The following is a 16,988-nucleotide window of genomic DNA, read 5'->3' as shown; positions in this document are numbered from 1 at the left end:
AAATGATTTTAAGCTGGAAAGCGCCTGTTTATCACAACGAAAAGTTGCTGGGTTCATACGACGCCGAGAGCGGTTCCTATGAGACGGCAGGGTCGAATTTTGATTATTTGTCGCTACTGTCGGGAAAAACTTTCCCTGTCGACATGGATAGTCCCAAAATATTTTTCCCATGCTCAAAGAAAAAACTAACGGCTTACGACTGCTTATGGTTGTTGGGTGACATACCCTTGGTGAGCCAGCGGTTAGCGCATTTCCTCGCACAGAAAGCCAGCGTTCATATTCAGTTATTAAAGCCCACAAGCATTGCTGCCAACGGAGAAGAAGTGACTGAGGACTATTACATCGTCAACGCTGCTCAAACTATAAGAGCTGTTGATAAGAGTAAGTCGGTAGCGGAGCTCTCCGACAGTGGCTCGATACTCTATTTTAATGAAATCTGGTTTCATGATACTGCCGCAGGAATGGGAGAGATTGCACGCGAGCGGGATTCTGGAGATCTTTTGATTTCTCAGGAGCTGGCTGACGCCATGATAGAAAACAGGTTCAAAGGCGACAAAGGCCTAGGCTTCTACATCGCTAACCGATCATTCACACCTTATAAAGACCAGGCATGATGGAGGGCTTCAGGCAGCTTGAACCCCACATCGACCATCAGGTATTCGACGACTTCTAGCGCGACCGCCTGCACTGCGAAGTAATGCGCACCCAGGGCCAACTGAGCACCCGCAGCGAATACGACCGCAGCGGCCGCCTGCGTTCACGCCAGCGCCGTCACGCCAGTCAGTCAACCTTGCTGCCCGCTGCGGCGCAAGAACAGTTTGAATACGACCCCGCCGACAACCTGATCGGCAAACTCGACCAACAACCCGCCGCTCAACACCGCCAGTTGCTGCACTACGACGCCACCGGCCGCATCATAGCCAGCCAGAACAGCCTGCACGGCCAGCAGGAAACCTTCGCCTACGACGCCGCTGCCAACCTGCTGGATGGCCCGCAGGCGGGTGCCGGGTTGGTGGTGCATAACAAGCTGCTGACCTATCAGGACAAGCGTTATCGCTACGACGCGTTTGGACGGATGATTGAAAAGCGCAGCGCCAAGCGTGGGTTGCAACGTTTTGCCTACGATGCCGAAAGCCGACTGATCGAAGTGCGTAATGAAAACGGCAGCGTGGTCAGGATGACCTATGACCCGCTGGGTCGACGCATCGAGAAAACTGAGCACGGCAGTGATGGTTATCCGCTAGGCGAAACTCGATTTACCTGGGACGGTGCGGTTGTTGCAGGAGCATAAACACAGCCAGACCAGCGTCTATGTTTACGATGATGACGGCTACGAACCCCTTGCCCGCGTCGACGGCATTGGTCCGTTGCAGAAGATTCGCTACTACCACAACGACCTGAACGGGTTGCCCGAGCAACTAACCGAGGCCGATGGGCACAGCGTCTGGCAGGCGACTTATCGGGTGTGGGGCAACACGCTGGAGGAAGTGCGCGAGCCTTATTATATCGAGGAGCAAAACCTGCGGTTCCAAGGGCAGTACCTGGACCGGGAGACTGGGCTGCATTTCAATACGTTCAGGTTTTATGATCCGGATGTGGGGCGGTTTACGACGCCGGATCCGATTGGGTTAGACGGCGAATTCAACCTCTATCAATACGCACCCAACCCGATTGCATGGATAGATCCATGGGGATGGAAAACCTGCGGAGCAGCGAACGGAAACTCTAGGCAAAATAACAAGGTGAATCACGTCTACGTCATCCGCAACAAAACGACGGGGCAGGTTTACAAATACGGAATTAGTGGTGGGAAAGTCTCTAAGAAAGGGAAGTCTTACCGAGCAGAATCTCAGGTCCGCAGACTCAACAGGGGCCCCGGCACCGACAAGTACGAATCGGCCATCATTAGAAAAAATGTTACGCGGTCCAAGGCACTGAAAGTTGAACAAGGTAGAGTCAATGGCTACTCGGTAGCCGCTCAGAGGGCCGGTCAGGCACCTACGTTTCCAAAGGTTGGAATTAATCCAGTGGGCAACTCACTGCCAAACGCGACGAGATAGAGATTCTGATGAGCAAATATTTATCAACACTCGATATTGCCTTCCCTTCGGAGCGCCTACAGGCTCACAACATTCGAGAGGCAGCTGTACTCTACATTTATCTTCTTGCGACCAAGTGCAAAGTGCCAGCAGGGGGGATTTCCAAGGTAATTCTGCAACCAGCCCCTGTCGAAGAAGAGCAAACACTCTTGGATGTCTGCACCTACTTTTACCCGTTCAAGCACCTCGATAACCTGCCTATAGACGCTTCAGACCGTACCATCCGCCAGTCGTTAATCGAAGATATTAATGAAGCACTTTTGTCACTGGCGGCGCTAAAGGGCTGGGATAGCGATCCAATACACAAGCTCCACGCCGAGGTCATCAAGCGTGAGTATCAGTTTTCAGGTACTACGGGGCGGCCACTTAAAAACCCGTCAAAGACACTCAGCGCAACGGCTGCATGGCGCACAGATCAATACATCAACATAGGCGTGTTGGTGCAGGGCGCAAAAAAAACCTCTGAAACATTTTTTACAGCTACGCGGATCAGCATCTCACTGGGCCTCTTTGAATCATTACTAGGTGCGGTCGAATGGGTCAACGATCAAACTGTTCGACTATTCCAAGCAAATAAACGCGATTACTGGGAGATTGACACAACTGCGGGAACAGTCGCGTTCCACTTCCCCAGAGCCGAGGCAGGTGATGCCCATGGCCAATTCGACCTAGCAAAGATGTACGTTGATGGGTGGATAGTTGAACAGGATTTTGAACAGGCTAAAACGTGGTTGGAACGCTCCGCCGCTCAAGGTTTTTCGCGTGCAATCAAACTTTTACAAAGACTCAACGACGGCGATCAAAATCTCGCCGATCCAGTGATGAATAGCAAAAAATAAACTCAATAGCTGCAACGCCACCGGTCGCATCATCGCCAGCCAGGACAACGCTCAAGGCCAGCAGGAAACCTTCGCCTACGACGCCGCCGCCAACTTGCTGGACGGGCCGCCAGCCAGTGCAGGGCTGGTCGTGCATAACAAGCTGCTGACTTATCAGGACAAGCGCTACCGTTATGACGGTTTTGGTCGAATGATCGAAAAACGCAGCGCTGCGCGTGGTTTGCAACGCTTCGCCTACGACGCCGAGCACCGGCTGATCGAAGTGCGCAGCCAGAAGGACGGGCGCGAAACGGTCGTGAGAATGACCTATGACCCGCTCGGACGACGCATCGCTAAAACCGAACATGACAGCAACGGTTATCCGTTGGGTGAAACCCGCTTTGATTGGGAGGGGTTGCGCCTGTTGCAGGAACATCGGCACAGCCAAACCAGCCTCTATATCTATGAAGAAGATAGCTATGCACCGCTGGCTCGAGTGGACGGCGCGGGCGAGCATCAAAGTGTGCGCTATTACCACAACGACCTGAATGGATTGCCTGAGCAACTGACCGAAGCTGATGGGAAACCGGTGTGGCAGGCGCGGTATCAGGTGTGGGGGAATGCGACCGAAGAAGTGCGTGAGGCGTACTTTATCGAAGAGCAGAATTTGCGGTTCCAGGGGCAGTATCTGGATCGGGAGATTGGGCTGCACTACAACACATTTCGGTTTTATGATCCGGATGTGGGGCGGTTTACTACGCCGGAGCCGATTGGGTTGATGGGTGGACTCAATCTGTACCAGTACGCGCCAAACCCCATTGGCTGGATTGACCCGTGGGGGTGGGCAGGTGACCCAGCGAAAGCGACCCACATCACCTACGTCGGCGTAAAAGACGGTAAACCTTATGTGGGTTACGCCAGCAAACCTGGACTGGGGCACTCTGCCCGAGATGTGTTGAACTATCGTTACCCTAACAAGGACATTTTCGACGTAGCACCGCGTGCCGTATTCAAAGGAAACGGACAAGAAGGTAAAGATATTGCACGTGGTTTAGAACAAAGGATTTATGAGGACAAATTGAAAGAAGGACCTGTCGCCAATAAGCAAAGGCCCGTAGCTCCGAAAAACAAAAGGCGGGGTATTTACTTAGCTGCCGCTGATAAACACAGAGGTGTTAAGCCTCAAAAGCCCACTAGCAAACCTAAAGGTCCTGGAAGATGTTGAAAAAAATCACTTGGGAAGAGGGCAAGGTGTTCAGTTTGAAACTGAAAGAAGACTTGTACACTCTTGTCCAGATGCGTGCAGACTACTATCTTCAATTCTTTGATCTAACATGTGCTCAAGATGAATGGAAAGGTATGGATCTTGGAAAAGCCAATACCTTATTCTTTATCTTCACCTCGACCAAGGCATTGAAAAGTTTAGCTGTCAGCACACCGTCACCGGATGAGATAGCCATTGATAAACGCCCTCCGGAAAAAAAAATGCTGAGAGCCATCATTGGCGGTAACTATGGAGCCGACTTGATCGAACTACCCGACTCTCTTGACGAGTTGGAGGCTAAGGTTCTGAAGAATAATCTAACGCTCAGCGATGACTTAGAAACAATATACAAATATGAGCTTTCTGGCATGGTCGGTGATCCGGAAAAATTGCGAGAACGCTTGATAAATTATTTCGATAACGGAATAAACTGGGATAAGTCAAAGGAATTTTTATTCAAAGGCATCTCAGTACCCTCTGCAAAAAACATATGAAAAATAAAGAACTACAAAACTTTAAAACATATCACCTTAACCTGGGCGGCGAAGAAAAATTTGCTGCCAAGGTAAAGATCCTTTTCGACAGGCTCATCGATAACCTAATGCTTCTTCCCGAAAAAGAAACTCAACTAGTTATTCTGGAAAACTTCAAACAGTGCATACTCAACATCAACAACTTCGAGGACGAAATAGAAACTGTTGAGCGCGAATCTGTGCTTGAGCATATTTATGCTATAGGGGAGATCGTGGGCCTAGACCCAACTTCAGAGTACGCAGAGGAGTGGCGAGGTAATTGGTGAAGAAAAAGGAGACAGATTCATTTAAGGATCGCCTAGCCAAGTAAGTAAAAAAATCAAATACATCCGTCCCCTTTATCGAAAGGTTTCCCGAAGGCTTCACGCGGTTTGTACAACAAAGCAATGAAAACCTACCTGCGTAAGGGATGCGGAAGATGAGCCTGATTAAAATCGTTGATTTGATAGAGAATTCTGACTGCACGACAACGCCTTCTACTGGGTTGCCGAGCAATCTCGTCCCCGATGACTTGGCCGATTTTTATAAGCATTACAGCAGCGCTGTTTTCTATCCAAAGGCACAGTACAGCTTCACAATTCTGACGCCAGAGCTTGAACGTTCCGACTTTGTCGTTATGAACGAAGACTTGGACGACCCAGACTCAGCTAACTGGTACGCGCTCGTTAAATGTGAGGATCAAATAATTTCAATTGACCTGAAACCCGGCCCGCAATTTGGCTATTGCTACGACTCGTTCTGGGACAGTTACCCGACGGTCGATGAGAGCACGCTGATCGCAAAATCATTTACTGAGGTGGTTGAGAAAATCATTAAATCCGGAGGTAAAAGCTTGTTCTGGATATCAGGCCACTGAATCGCCCTGGGTTTCGTAGATACCTCCATGCCTTAAACCCTCGAAACCTGCGCGAAGTTACTCTGGAACAGCACGCCGCGCTTGATGAATTTAGACATTTAGGAACCAAATAATGACAGCTATAGAAATCATCAAGCAATTCGTCGAAGGGGCAATTTCGCCTAAAGCACTTGAAGAAATAATATACGCAGACCCGGCAGTCGAAGCATTGCTCAAAAGTGAGAACAGCCTCCCTGCTTATGTTACGGAGCCTGATCTCTACACCTACACAATCAGTCAGGACTATCAAAGCTTAGAATCTATCTACAACGTTCAGACACTTCTATCTACTGTTCTAACCAAGAAAAAAATCACCCACACGGTGGAAAAAAAGTACGAAAACCTATTCAATCTGACGCTAAAAGTTCAGCCAAAATGGCTGTCGCTACCATCGGACTATCTCTCCAAGCTGGTTGAAGAGCGAAAAAATCTCAGTTCTAAAGAGCTGCAGGCTTGGCTGAAGGAAAAAATAAAATTTGATTTTCGGTACCTGAAATTCCCACCGAAATGGCTTCAAAGTCCCGTATGGCCGATGGTGGATGGGAAGCCTATGGTTTTCCTGGGCCAGCTCGACATAAGCGAGCTTAGCCATGACAACGCTCAGGCTTACCTGTTTTTTGATGAAGGGAAACAGAGTTTCCATACCATCACCCAAGCTTGCTGAGCTATGTGACTGCACTGACCCCTGCTAAAGATTCGCTTGGCTAACAGAGCTCTGTAGCTAATTGATCAGACGCAGTTGCCCGAAGGGCGTTGGCTCAACCGCCTGTACTACGGCGGCGGCCAAACGCTACCGCTACGATGGTTTCGGTCGCATGATCGAAAAGCGCAGTGCAGCGCGTGGCGTACAGTATTTCGCCTATGACGCTGAGCATCGCCTGATCGAAGTGCGTAGCCAGAAGGATGGGCGCGAAACGGTCGTGAGAATGACCTATGACCCGCTCGGACGACGCATCGCTAAAACCGAACATGACAGCAACGGTTATCCGTTGGGTGAAACCCGCTTTGATTGGGAGGGGTTGCGCCTGTTGCAGGAACATCGGCACAGCCAGACCAGCCTCTACATTTATGAAGAAGACAGCTATGCGCCGCTGGCCCGAGTGGATGGCACGGGCGAGCATCAGAGCGTGCGCTACTATCACAACGACCTGAACGGGTTGCCGGAGCAACTGACCGAAGCCGATGGGAAGACGGTGTGGCAGGCGTTGTATCGGGTGTGGGGGAATACGACTCAAGAGGTACGTGAAGCGTACTTTATTGAAGAACAGAATTTACGGTTTCAGGGGCAGTATCTGGATCGGGAGATTGGGCTGCACTACAACACATTTCGGTTTTATGATCCGGATGTGGGGCGGTTTACTACCCGAGATCCAATAGCCTTGGTGGGAGGTCTGAACCTCTACCAATACTCACCGAACCCAATTGGTTGGATCGACCCACTTGGCTGGGAAACCTGCCGACTGTCCAAAAACGATAAAGCGAACAAGGGCCCTAAACCGAAGGCGCACGAAATGACGAACCCGCATCGTCACCATATCGTGCGCGAAAAAGCACCCAAGAATTGGACGGACAGCAATCGTCGCTATGTGGCACATGCCCAAGGCATTCTCAAGAAATTCGGTATTGGCCTGAATGACGACCCGCGCAATTTTGTGTGGGCACCCAACGGTAGTGGAAACCATACAATCGCAGCATCGAGAAAGGTCTCTGAAGCCCTTGCTATAGCCCGCAAAGGCGGTAAGAGCGAGGTAATTAAGACGTTACAATCCATGGGCAAAGAAATGAGAAAGGGAGTGTTTCTAGATGACTAGCCTAGAGAAAGCATTTGGTGAGGACGCCACCCTTGTTCGAGAAATTTATGCTCATATCGAAACGGGGGACATTGCCTTTCTACGCACCGAATTGGCCAAACACCCTCAACTTTTAGACCCACCTCGCTTTAACTTTGTAAGTTACCCAGGTCTTCTGCATCACGCTGCCGAAAACAACCAACTTGCCATATGCCAACTGCTCGTTGAGCTGGGTATCGACATCGATCAACCCACAGTAGGTTCAGGCAACACGACGGCGCTAGCAATAGCAGCTGAAAATGGCCACCTGGAAATCGTTCGCTGGCTCTTGGAGGTCGGCGCACAAGTCGATGGCTCACCTCTCTCGGTAGCATCGCCTCTGATAACAGCCGTCACCTTCGGGCAGGCTGAAGCTGTGGATTTACTACTCAATCACCAAGCAGACATCAATCGACTGCACACAAAATTCAACCGGACCGCCTTGGATCTAGCTAGATCCTGGGACTTCCCGAAAATTGCCGAACGCCTTGAAGCACGGGGCGCGGTTTCTGCGATCGAAAAAGACGCCGCCGAAGCATCAATTCCCGGTGCCCCCATAGCCGAGTTTGTCAGTGAGACCGCCGGCTGGGTGCTCCCCGAAAAAGTCACTCCCCAACCTCAAAGTGCGGGCGTGAAATTCAGAGTCAGCTGCATCGCTGATAAAAACGAATACAAGCTACTCTTCACCCTTGGGCTGTTTACGCAAAAACCACGGACTGAACTTTTCATCTGCCTACCCGGGAATTGGCGGCTGCCAAGACAAGGCTTTGCCATCGACAGCCCTTGGATATTCCCTCAAGGCATTCTTTCTGAGCTGTCAAAACAAACGATGGAAAAGGCCCCTCTGTCTGAGGGCCAGCTCATTTTGCGCTCTGAACCAGCCTTCAGTTCCCTGGGCTGGCCAGCAGATATTGATGCACTGATTGTGGTGGATAAGATCTGGACTACAAATGCTGAAACAGACCATCAAGATGACTCGGTAAAGCTCTACGTTTTGGTTCCGCTGAAATTGCCGAAGAAAGGGCCACCTGAAGGTGACGCCATGAAGACTCTTCTTGAGAAGAAACGTAGAGCCAGCTGGAAAAGTATCGCGCTGACCTCTCCATTACATTCTTGATACGAGAAAATGGCATTGGGAAAGTAAAACCATGAGCGCCCTTGATAACGCATTTAAAGAACTGCGCCGCGTCCACAAGAAATTCGATCTCGAAGGCAGCTTCGAAAAGAACGGCCAGGCAAATGCCAAATGGCCGCAAACCCTACCTCGCTCCGCTGAGATGGACTCCTTCTACGACCTTTGCGAGCCGGTCGATGTGGAAGTCGAAACGGGCTTGACCCCCATCTGCTTTTTCAACTTGGACGCATTGGAAGACGGTCAGGTCGGCTACAAGTGGGCAGGCGAATCCAACAAGACCGAGTTGAATGGGAACTGGCTTGCGCAACATCTGGTTTTCATGGATGACATCGGCGGTGGCAAGCCCGTTATCGCGGTGACTGATATGCCAGGCGCCCCCCGTACTGGCGAGCTACGATGCGGGAGCGCCGTTCAGGATTGCCGACTCTCTCGCTGATTTCCTGCTGGCATTCGCCAAGACTGTCGAGATCGTGCATGGAAAGTTCGACATCTTTGATATCTACAACGACGACGATGAGCTTTCCAGCAAGTTCGTGAAGTTACTCAACAAGGAAGTCAGCCCATTGTTGGGCGAAGACAACTACGAACGCTTTTTTGACTACTTCTACGGTTGAGACCAAGCCCGTAGTCAGCCCCAACAAAAATGGGCACCCGACCTAATCGGCGTGCCCATTTCTCCTACCGCCCCGCCCCCTTTCGAGACGGTACAACCGGTTACTCGTTAACAGTATCTTTCAGCGATTTGCCCGGCTTGAACGCAACAGTGTTGCTCGCCTTGATTTTCACCGGCTCACCGGTTTGCGGGTTTTTGCCGGTGCGGGCGCCGCGATGGCGCTGCAGGAAAGTGCCGAAGCCCACCAGGGTGACGCTGTCCTTGCGGTGCAGGGCGCCAGTGATTTCTTCGAGAATGGCGTTGAGTACGCGGTTGGCCTGTTCTTTGGTGAGATCCGCTTTTTCAGCGATGGCGGCTGCGAGTTCTGGTTTACGCATAAGTGAAGCCTCTTTGACGGTTTTTTGTTGTTATGTCCGTGCTGCTCATCGTTGGAGCAACGCCCAAAGCGCCGCAGGCTCTACTCTGCGGCAGACGGGAGTGAGGATGGCATGCCCTCGCACGCTCCGCCAGTCTCGCGGCGACCTTTCTAAGGTGAAAAACGTGCTTATTCCGACAGAACGACCGGTATTTACGCCAGCAAAGGCGGAAGTTCTTTGTTCAGGGCGAGTTTTTCCATCACGGCGGTGCCGGTCAATGCATACCCCAGCAGGCGACCGCTGGCGTCGCGGCACAGGGCCTTGATGTCGGCACCCTCGCCTTCAACGCTCCAAACGCCTTCGGTGCCCCGTGGTGGTGGTGAAACCACCAGCGGGCAGACCGGCGTCTTGACGGTCACTGGCATCGGGCCGTAGCTGACGGCCGTGGCATTGCCGGCCAAGGTCTGGGCCAGGGCGCGGGCGCAACTCATCAGCGGCATCACGTACAGCAGGTTCAGGCCGTCGACTTCGGCACAGTCGCCCAGGGCGTAGATGTTGGCGTGGGAGGTCTTGAGGTGGCGGTCCACCATGATCCCACGATTGGTCTGCAAGCCGGCGGCAGCGGCCAAGTCGACACGTGGGCGCAGGCCGATGGCCGAGACCACCAGGTCGCAGTGGATCACTTCACCGTCCGACAGGTGCGCCTCCACGCCGTCAGCGGTGCGCTGTAGGCGATTGAGCACCGGGCCCAGGTGGAAACGTGCGCCAAGGCCTTCCAGCCCGGCTTGCACCGCCGCGGCCGCTGCCGGGTGCAGCAGGGTCGGCATGACGTGTTCGCACGGCGCCACCAGGTCGATTTCATAACCGCCAAGGATCAGGTCGTTGGCAAATTCACAGCCGATCAGGCCGGCGCCAAGCAGCAAAACGCGGCGTTTGCCGGCAGCGGCGGCACGGAAGCGTGCGTAGTCTTCGAGGTCGTTGATCGGGAAAATCAGTTCAGCCGCATCGCCTTCAACCGGTACGCGCACGGTTTCTGCGCCCCAGGCCAGGATCAGGTCGCGGTAGGGCACTGCTTCCTCGCCGATCCACAGACGCTTGTGGCCGGGGTCGATGCCGCTGACGCGGGTGTGGGTGCGCACGTCGGCCTTGAGTTGCTCGGCCATGGCGCCCGGTTCGGCCATGCTCAGGCCATCGGCTTCCTTGTTTTTGCCAAAGCCGGTGGAGAGCATGGGCTTGGAGTAGGAGCGCCCGTCATCCGCGGTGATCAGCAGCAATGGGGTCTCGCTGTCGAGCTTGCGAAACTCCCGGGCCACGTTGTAACCGGCCAATCCTGTGCCGATGATCACGACAGGTGCGTTCATTCCTTTCTCCTTGTAGTACGGTTCTTAAATTTGCAGATCAGCCGATTTCGATCATTTCGAAATCCATTTTGCCCACGCCGCAGTCCGGGCACAGCCAGTCTTCCGGGACGTCCTGCCACAGGGTGCCCGGAGCGATTCCGTCATCCGGCCAACCGTCTTTCTCGTCATAGATCAGGCCGCAGACTACACATTGCCACTTCTTCATTACTTGCTTCCTCAGGGTCCAGGCAGTTTGGCCGACGGTCGATGGATCCAGCGTTGCCGTACAGCTCAGGGCGTTTTGTACTGATCGGGGCCGGCAGATGCAAGCACGATCGACGCAAGGCACCGGTTCAGCGCGGCAAAAGTCCAAGGTGCCATGGTAAGCTCGCCGCCTCTTTTGCTGCCAATACTGACTCACCGTGCCGCACTCAATCGACCTTCCCGATGCTTGCCAATGGCTGACCCAGAGCCTTTTGATCCCTGCGCCCGCGCCCTTGACCCTCAACTGGCTGTTCAACGAAGACTCGCTCACCCGGCGGCTGACGTGTCTGTCGGACGACGGCTTCAGCGTGACGCCACTGTTCGAAGGCTGGCAGCCACTGCGCGATGATGAATGTGCTGCCCTGGCGCTGGCGCCGGCCAGTATCGGCTGGGTGCGTGAAGTGTATTTGCGTGGGAAGGGCCAGCCGTGGGTGTTCGCGCGCAGTGTGGCGGCGCGCAGTGCCTTACAGGGCGACGGCTTGCACATGGATGAGTTGGGCAGCCGTTCACTGGGTGAATTGCTGTTTTGCGACCAGGCCTTCACCCGCCAGGCAATCGAGGTGTGCCATTACCCGCGGCAATGGTTGCCCACGGCGGACCAGGCCGACGGGCTGTGGGCACGCCGCTCACGCTTTGATCGCGGTGCGCTGAGCGTGCTGGTGGCGGAAATCTTTTTGCCGAGCTTTTGGCACGCGCTGCATGCCCATCCGGAGAACTGCTGATGTATCAACGCCTGCTCAAATCCCTGAACGGCCTGAACCCGAGGGCCTGGGATTTCATTCAGTTGACCCGGATGGACAAACCCATCGGCATCTACCTGCTGCTGTGGCCGACGCTGTGGGCGCTGTGGATTGCCGGCAAGGGTTCGCCGTCCTTTATCAACATCGTGATTTTCGTGTTGGGCGTGGTGCTGACCCGGGCCGGCGGCTGCGTGATCAATGATTGGGCCGACCGCAAGGTCGACGGCCATGTGAAGCGCACCGAACAGCGCCCGCTGGTGAGCGGCAAAATCAGTTCCAAGGAAGCGCTGGTGTTTTTTGCGGTGCTGATGGGCATCAGTTTCCTGCTGGTGCTGTTGACCAACGCCACCACCATCCTGCTGTCCCTCGGTGGTTTGGCATTGGCGGCGAGCTACCCGTTCATGAAGCGTTACACCTATTACCCTCAAGTGGTGCTGGGCGCGGCGTTTTCGTGGGGCATGCCGATGGCGTTTACCGCCGAGACCGGCAGCTTGCCCGCCGCTGCCTGGCTGCTGTACATCGCCAACCTGCTCTGGACGGTGGGCTATGACACTTATTACGCGATGACAGACCGTGACGACGACTTGAAGATCGGCGTGAAATCCACCGCCATTCTGTTCGGTGATGCCGATCGCGTGATTATCCTTACCCTACAGGGCCTGGCGTTGGTGTGCCTGTTGCTGGCCGGTACACGGTTTGAGTTGGGCGGCTGGTTCCAGCTGGGGTTGCTGGCGGCGGCTGGATGTTTTGCCTGGGAGTTCTGGTACACCCGCGACAAGGATCGGATGAAGTGCTTCAAGGCGTTTTTGCACAACCACTGGGCAGGGTTGGCGATTTTTGTCGGAATTGTGGCGGACTACGCGGTTCGCTGAGGCCGTTTTTCGTGGTGATGGAGCTGACGCCTTCGACGTGCTCGCGAAGGCGTCAGCAGCACCGCGTGGTCAGGGCTTGATCACATGCCACGCCCCACCCTTGCCATCACCGGTCTTGTCACCGGCCTTTTTATCATCCTTGTAGGTGTAGACCGGCTTGCCGTCATAAGCCCACTGGCTGGTCTGGTCGTCGCGGGTGATCACGGTCCATTTGCCCATGGAAGTATCGGTGGACTCAGCCTTCAGCGGCGGCCAGTTGGTCGCGCACTGGTCCTTGCACACTGACTTGCCGTCGGCATCCTTGTCGAAGGTGTAGAGGGTCATGCCCTTGTGGTCGACCAGCATCCCATCTTTAGTCATCGCCGGCTCCGCCGCGAACGCCAGGGTCGGTAGCGTCAACGCGGCCGTTACCAGCAGGGCTTTCCAGGACATCGTGCTGTAAGTCATTGGAACCTTCCTATTTTGGTTGTCAGGATTCGGACCCACAGCGTAGTCCAGAGAGGCGAGAATTGCCCGAGCGACTAAATTACTGTCACACGACTGCAATAATTCCGTTATCTAATGCGGCGCAAGACAGTTAAATGACAAGAGGATTTTTGAGCATGGTTGGCAGGAGCATTCTGATTGTTGACGACGAAGCGCCCATCCGCGAGATGATCGCCGTTGCGTTGGAAATGGCCGGCTATGACTGCCTGGAGGCGGAGAACTCCCAGCAGGCCCATGCCATTATCGTCGACCGCAAGCCGGACTTGGTCCTGTTGGACTGGATGCTGCCAGGCACCTCCGGCATCGAGTTGGCCCGCCGTCTCAAGCGTGACGAGCTGACCGGGGACATCCCGATCATCATGCTCACCGCCAAGGGCGAAGAGGACAACAAGATCCAGGGCCTGGAAGTCGGCGCGGATGACTACATCACCAAGCCGTTTTCCCCACGCGAACTGGTCGCTCGTCTGAAAGCCGTATTGCGCCGCGCCGGCCCAACCGATGGCGAAGCGCCGATTGAAGTCGGCGGCCTGTTGCTGGACCCGATCAGCCACCGCGTGACCATCGACGGTACGCCGGCCGAGATGGGCCCTACCGAATATCGCCTGCTGCAGTTTTTCATGACACACCAGGAGCGCGCCTACACCCGTGGCCAGTTGCTCGACCAAGTGTGGGGCGGCAACGTGTATGTGGAGGAGCGCACCGTGGATGTGCATATCCGCCGCCTGCGCAAAGCCTTGGGCGAGGCCTACGAGAATCTGGTACAAACCGTGCGCGGGACTGGCTATCGGTTTTCAACCAAAGGTTGAGCTACAAGCAATTAGCCACAAGCCGCAAGTTCAAAGCGGACTGCTGTAGCTGGGAGCTTGCAGCTTGAAACTTGAAACTGCTCCGAAGGACGCACCTTGAACCAAAACTGGCATGGCACCCTGATCCGCCACATGCTTTTGCTGATCACCGGCTGCTTGTTGGTGGGCCTGGTCAGTGGTTATTACGGCTGGAGCCTGGCCGTCGGCATTGCCTTGTACCTGGGCTGGACCCTCAAGCAATTGCTGCGCCTGCACGAATGGCTGCGCCAGCACAAACCCGACGAAGCACCACCCGATGGCTACGGTCTATGGGGCGAGGTGTTCGACAGCATCTACCACCTGCAACGCCGCGACCAACGGGTGCGCGGTCGCCTGCAGGCGGTGATCGACCGGGTGCAGGAATCCACCGCCGCGCTCAAAGACGCTGTGATCATGCTCGACAGCGACGGCAACCTGGAATGGTGGAACCGCGCGGCCGAAACCCTGCTGGGCCTCAAGACGCCCCAGGACAGCGGCCAGCCGGTAACCAACCTGGTGCGCCACCCGCGCTTCAAGGAGTACTTCGAACAGGAGAACTACGAAGAAGCCCTGGAAATCCCCTCGCCCACCAATGACCGCGTGCGCATCCAGCTGTACCTGACGCGCTACGGCAACAACGAACACCTGATGCTGGTACGCGACGTGACCCGCATTCATCAGTTGGAACAGATGCGCAAAGACTTCGTCGCCAACGTCTCCCACGAGCTGCGCACGCCTCTGACCGTGATCTGCGGTTACCTGGAGACGCTGGTGGACAACGTCGACGAGATCAACCCGCGCTGGAGCCGGGCCCTGCAGCAGATGCAGCAGCAAGGTTCGCGCATGCAGACACTGCTCAACGACCTGCTCTTGCTGGCTAAGCTTGAGGCAACTGACTACCCGTCGGATAACCATCCGGCGGCCGTGCAAAGCCTGTTGCAGACCATCAAGAACGACGCCCAGGCCCTCTCGGGTCAACGCGGGCAGCAGATCACCCTGGAAGCCGACCCGACCGTGCTGCTCAAAGGCAGCGAAGGTGAGTTGCGCAGTGCGTTTTCCAACCTGGTGTTCAACGCCGTGAAGTACACCCCGGACAAAGGCAATATCCGCATCCGCTGGTGGGCCGACGAACAGGGTGCACATTTGAGCGTGCAGGACTCCGGCATCGGCATCGACGCCAAGCACCTGCCGCGCCTGACTGAGCGTTTCTACCGCGTCGACTCCAGCCGCAACTCCAACACCGGCGGTACCGGGCTCGGCCTGGCGATCGTCAAGCATGTGCTCTTGCGTCACCGCGCCCGCCTGGAAATCAGCAGCGTGCTGGGACATGGCAGCACGTTTACCTGCCATTTTCCGCCGGCGCAGATGACGCGTTCGCGGGTGGTTGGCATAGACGAGTAACTCGAAAACGACGCTCCCACAGGGACATGAGTTGTTTTGGAGAATGTATTCCTTGCCCCGCCCGGCAGTGAGCACTAGGCAAGCGCCCCGTCAGCCGCTACATTGGCCGACTTGGGCCTGCCCTTCAGGCTCACCTGCCACCCCTTATTGAACACGGAACCTGCAAAACCCCATCATGGACCCTTCCCCTGGTATCACCCTCGCTACGCTCTTCGCCGACTTCGGCATGATTCTTTTTGCACTGGTCCTGGTACTGCTCAACGGTTTCTTCGTTGCGGCGGAATTTGCCATGGTCAAACTGCGCTCGACTCGGGTCGAGGCCATCGCCCACACCAACGGCTGGCGCGGGCAGATCCTGCGCACCGTGCACAGCCAGCTCGACGCCTACTTGTCGGCCTGCCAGCTGGGTATCACCCTGGCCTCCCTGGGCCTGGGCTGGGTCGGTGAGCCGGCCTTCGCACACATCCTCGAGCCGCTCCTGGGCGCGATGGGCGTCGAGTCCCCGGAAGTCATCAAAGGCGTGTCGTTCTTTGCCGCCTTCTTCGTGATTTCTTACCTGCACATCGTGGTCGGCGAACTGGCGCCCAAGTCTTGGGCCATCCGCAAGCCCGAGCTGCTATCACTGTGGACGGCAGTGCCGCTGTACCTGTTCTACTGGGCCATGTACCCGGCGATTTACCTGCTCAACGCCAGCGCCAACGCCATCCTGCGCATCGCCGGCCAAGGCGAGCCTGGCCCGCACCACGAACACCACTACAGCCGCGAAGAACTCAAACTGATCCTGCACTCCAGCCGCGGCCAAGACCCAAGCGACCAAGGCATGCGCGTGCTGGCCTCGGCGGTGGAGATGGGCGAGCTAGAGGTGGTGGACTGGGCCAACTCCCGGGAAGACCTGGTGACCCTGGACTTCAACGCTCCGCTCAAGGAAATCCTGGCGCTGTTCCGTCGTCACAAATTCAGCCGTTACCCGGTGTATGACGCGGTGCGCAACGAGTTCGTGGGCCTGTTGCACATCAAGGATTTGCTGCTGGAGCTGGCCGCACTGGACCACATCCCCGAATCCTTCAACCTGGCCGAGCTGACCCGCCCGCTGGAGCGAGTGTCGCGGCATATGCCGTTGTCGCAGTTGCTGGAGCAGTTCCGCAAAGGCGGCGCGCACTTCGCCCTGGTGGAGGAAGCCGACGGCAACATCATCGGCTACCTCACCATGGAGGACGTGCTGGAAGTGCTGGTTGGCGATATCCAGGACGAACACCGTAAGGCCGAGCGCGGCATCCTGGCCTATCAACCGGGCAAGCTGCTGGTGCGCGGCGATACACCGCTGTTCAAGGTCGAGCGCCTGCTGGGTGTCGACCTGGACCACATCGAAGCCGAAACCCTGGCCGGGCTGATCTACGACACCCTCAAGCGGGTGCCGGAAGAGGAAGAAGTGCTGGAGGTGGAAGGCTTGCGCATCATCATCAAGAAGATGAAAGGGCCGAAGATCGTGTTAGCCAAGGTGCTGCTGCTGGATTGAACC

Annotated in this window: 18 protein-coding genes and 3 pseudogenes; 17 read left to right on the top strand and 4 right to left on the bottom strand. The window is 55.4% G+C overall.

Annotated features, from left to right (window positions below):
- Nucleotides 1–2 precede the first annotated feature (2 nt).
- The 12 genes and pseudogenes from AACY52_RS13755 to AACY52_RS13700 all read left to right on the top strand — a co-directional run bounded on the left by AACY52_RS13755 (nt 3) and on the right by AACY52_RS13700 (nt 9,187).
- Nucleotides 3–614 carry an imm11 family protein gene (locus AACY52_RS13755; RefSeq protein WP_339436638.1) on the top strand — a complete coding sequence of 204 codons (612 nt, stop codon included), beginning with the start codon at nt 3–5 and terminating at the stop codon, nt 612–614.
- A 26-nt stretch (nt 615–640) separates the two neighbouring features.
- Nucleotides 641–2,060: pseudogene (locus AACY52_RS13750) on the top strand (RHS repeat-associated core domain-containing protein); the annotation flags it as partial.
- A gap of 8 nt (nt 2,061–2,068) precedes the next feature.
- Nucleotides 2,069–2,938: a hypothetical protein gene (locus AACY52_RS13745; protein ID WP_339436637.1), complete on the top strand. Its 870-nt coding sequence runs from the start codon at nt 2,069–2,071 to the stop codon at nt 2,936–2,938.
- 13 nt (nt 2,939–2,951) lie between these two features.
- Nucleotides 2,952–4,142: pseudogene (locus tag AACY52_RS13740) on the top strand (RHS repeat domain-containing protein); the annotation flags it as partial.
- On the top strand, nt 4,136–4,675 hold the full coding sequence (locus AACY52_RS13735; protein ID WP_339436636.1) for a hypothetical protein: 540 nt from the start codon (nt 4,136–4,138) through the stop codon (nt 4,673–4,675). The pseudogene AACY52_RS13740 and the gene AACY52_RS13735, both read left to right, overlap by 7 nt.
- Nucleotides 4,672–4,980, top strand: coding sequence for a hypothetical protein (locus AACY52_RS13730; protein WP_339436635.1), 309 nt, complete (start codon nt 4,672–4,674; stop codon nt 4,978–4,980). Before AACY52_RS13735 ends, AACY52_RS13730 begins: the two co-directional genes overlap by 4 nt.
- A gap of 152 nt (nt 4,981–5,132) precedes the next feature.
- Nucleotides 5,133–5,570: a hypothetical protein gene (locus AACY52_RS13725; protein WP_339560554.1), complete on the top strand. Its 438-nt coding sequence runs from the start codon at nt 5,133–5,135 to the stop codon at nt 5,568–5,570.
- Nucleotides 5,571–5,682: 112 nt separating this feature from the next.
- Entirely contained in the window at nt 5,683–6,273 is a 591-nt protein-coding gene (locus tag AACY52_RS13720) for a hypothetical protein (RefSeq protein ID WP_339415058.1), read from the top strand.
- 121 nt (nt 6,274–6,394) lie between these two features.
- A pseudogene (locus tag AACY52_RS13715) lies at nt 6,395–7,420 on the top strand (RHS repeat domain-containing protein); the annotation flags it as partial.
- On the top strand, nt 7,413–8,555 hold the full coding sequence (locus tag AACY52_RS13710; protein ID WP_339436634.1) for an ankyrin repeat domain-containing protein: 1,143 nt from the start codon (nt 7,413–7,415) through the stop codon (nt 8,553–8,555). The pseudogene AACY52_RS13715 and the gene AACY52_RS13710, both read left to right, overlap by 8 nt.
- Before the next feature lie 31 nt (nt 8,556–8,586).
- A complete protein-coding gene (locus AACY52_RS13705; protein ID WP_339457156.1) occupies nt 8,587–9,009 on the top strand; it encodes a hypothetical protein in 423 nt (140 codons plus the stop codon).
- 34 nt (nt 9,010–9,043) lie between these two features.
- Nucleotides 9,044–9,187: a hypothetical protein gene (locus AACY52_RS13700; protein WP_339436633.1), complete on the top strand. Its 144-nt coding sequence runs from the start codon at nt 9,044–9,046 to the stop codon at nt 9,185–9,187.
- A gap of 100 nt (nt 9,188–9,287) precedes the next feature.
- Here the strand turns inward: AACY52_RS13700 and AACY52_RS13695 are convergent, their stop codons facing one another.
- The 3 genes from AACY52_RS13695 to AACY52_RS13685 form a co-directional block, all read right to left on the bottom strand.
- Nucleotides 9,288–9,563: an HU family DNA-binding protein gene (locus tag AACY52_RS13695; protein ID WP_339436632.1), complete on the bottom strand. Its 276-nt coding sequence runs from the start codon at nt 9,561–9,563 to the stop codon at nt 9,288–9,290.
- Nucleotides 9,564–9,754: 191 nt separating this feature from the next.
- Nucleotides 9,755–10,903 (bottom strand): FAD-dependent oxidoreductase, encoded by a 1,149-nt coding sequence (locus AACY52_RS13690; protein WP_339436631.1) that lies wholly within the window; start codon nt 10,901–10,903, stop codon nt 9,755–9,757.
- A 37-nt stretch (nt 10,904–10,940) separates the two neighbouring features.
- Nucleotides 10,941–11,108, bottom strand: a complete 168-nt coding sequence (locus AACY52_RS13685) for a rubredoxin (protein ID WP_003213373.1) — start codon at nt 11,106–11,108, stop codon at nt 10,941–10,943.
- 196 nt (nt 11,109–11,304) lie between these two features.
- Between AACY52_RS13685 and AACY52_RS13680 the strand changes: the two genes are divergently transcribed.
- Complete coding sequence (locus AACY52_RS13680) at nt 11,305–11,868, top strand: chorismate lyase (protein ID WP_339418680.1); 564 nt, start codon at nt 11,305–11,307, stop codon at nt 11,866–11,868.
- Entirely contained in the window at nt 11,868–12,758 is an 891-nt protein-coding gene (gene ubiA, locus AACY52_RS13675) for a 4-hydroxybenzoate octaprenyltransferase (protein WP_339418679.1), read from the top strand. The genes AACY52_RS13680 and ubiA overlap by 1 nt, the downstream gene beginning before the upstream one ends.
- 69 nt (nt 12,759–12,827) lie before the next feature.
- Here ubiA and AACY52_RS13670 read toward each other — a convergent pair whose 3' ends face one another.
- The gene (locus AACY52_RS13670) at nt 12,828–13,205 is read right to left on the bottom strand and encodes a hypothetical protein (protein WP_339418678.1); all 378 of its coding nucleotides are present in this window, start codon (nt 13,203–13,205) and stop codon (nt 12,828–12,830) included.
- 155 nt (nt 13,206–13,360) lie between these two features.
- On the opposite strand from AACY52_RS13670, the gene phoB reads away from it, so the two are divergent.
- The 3 genes from phoB (at nt 13,361) to AACY52_RS13655 (ending at nt 16,985) form a co-directional block, all read left to right on the top strand.
- Complete coding sequence (phoB, locus tag AACY52_RS13665) at nt 13,361–14,050, top strand: phosphate regulon transcriptional regulator PhoB (protein ID WP_339560553.1); 690 nt, start codon at nt 13,361–13,363, stop codon at nt 14,048–14,050.
- A 132-nt stretch (nt 14,051–14,182) separates the two neighbouring features.
- Nucleotides 14,183–15,469: a phosphate regulon sensor histidine kinase PhoR gene (gene phoR / locus AACY52_RS13660; RefSeq protein WP_339418690.1), complete on the top strand. Its 1,287-nt coding sequence runs from the start codon at nt 14,183–14,185 to the stop codon at nt 15,467–15,469.
- A gap of 175 nt (nt 15,470–15,644) precedes the next feature.
- Nucleotides 15,645–16,985, top strand: coding sequence for a hemolysin family protein (locus tag AACY52_RS13655; protein ID WP_065875510.1), 1,341 nt, complete (start codon nt 15,645–15,647; stop codon nt 16,983–16,985).
- Nucleotides 16,986–16,988 lie beyond the last annotated feature (3 nt).

Source organism: Pseudomonas sp. EA_65y_Pfl1_P113, assembly GCF_963970525.1.
Lineage (GTDB): Bacteria > Pseudomonadota > Gammaproteobacteria > Pseudomonadales > Pseudomonadaceae > Aquipseudomonas > Aquipseudomonas tritici.
The sequence above is the reverse complement of the archived record's forward strand: the minus strand, read 5'-3'. Positions and strand labels throughout refer to the sequence as shown.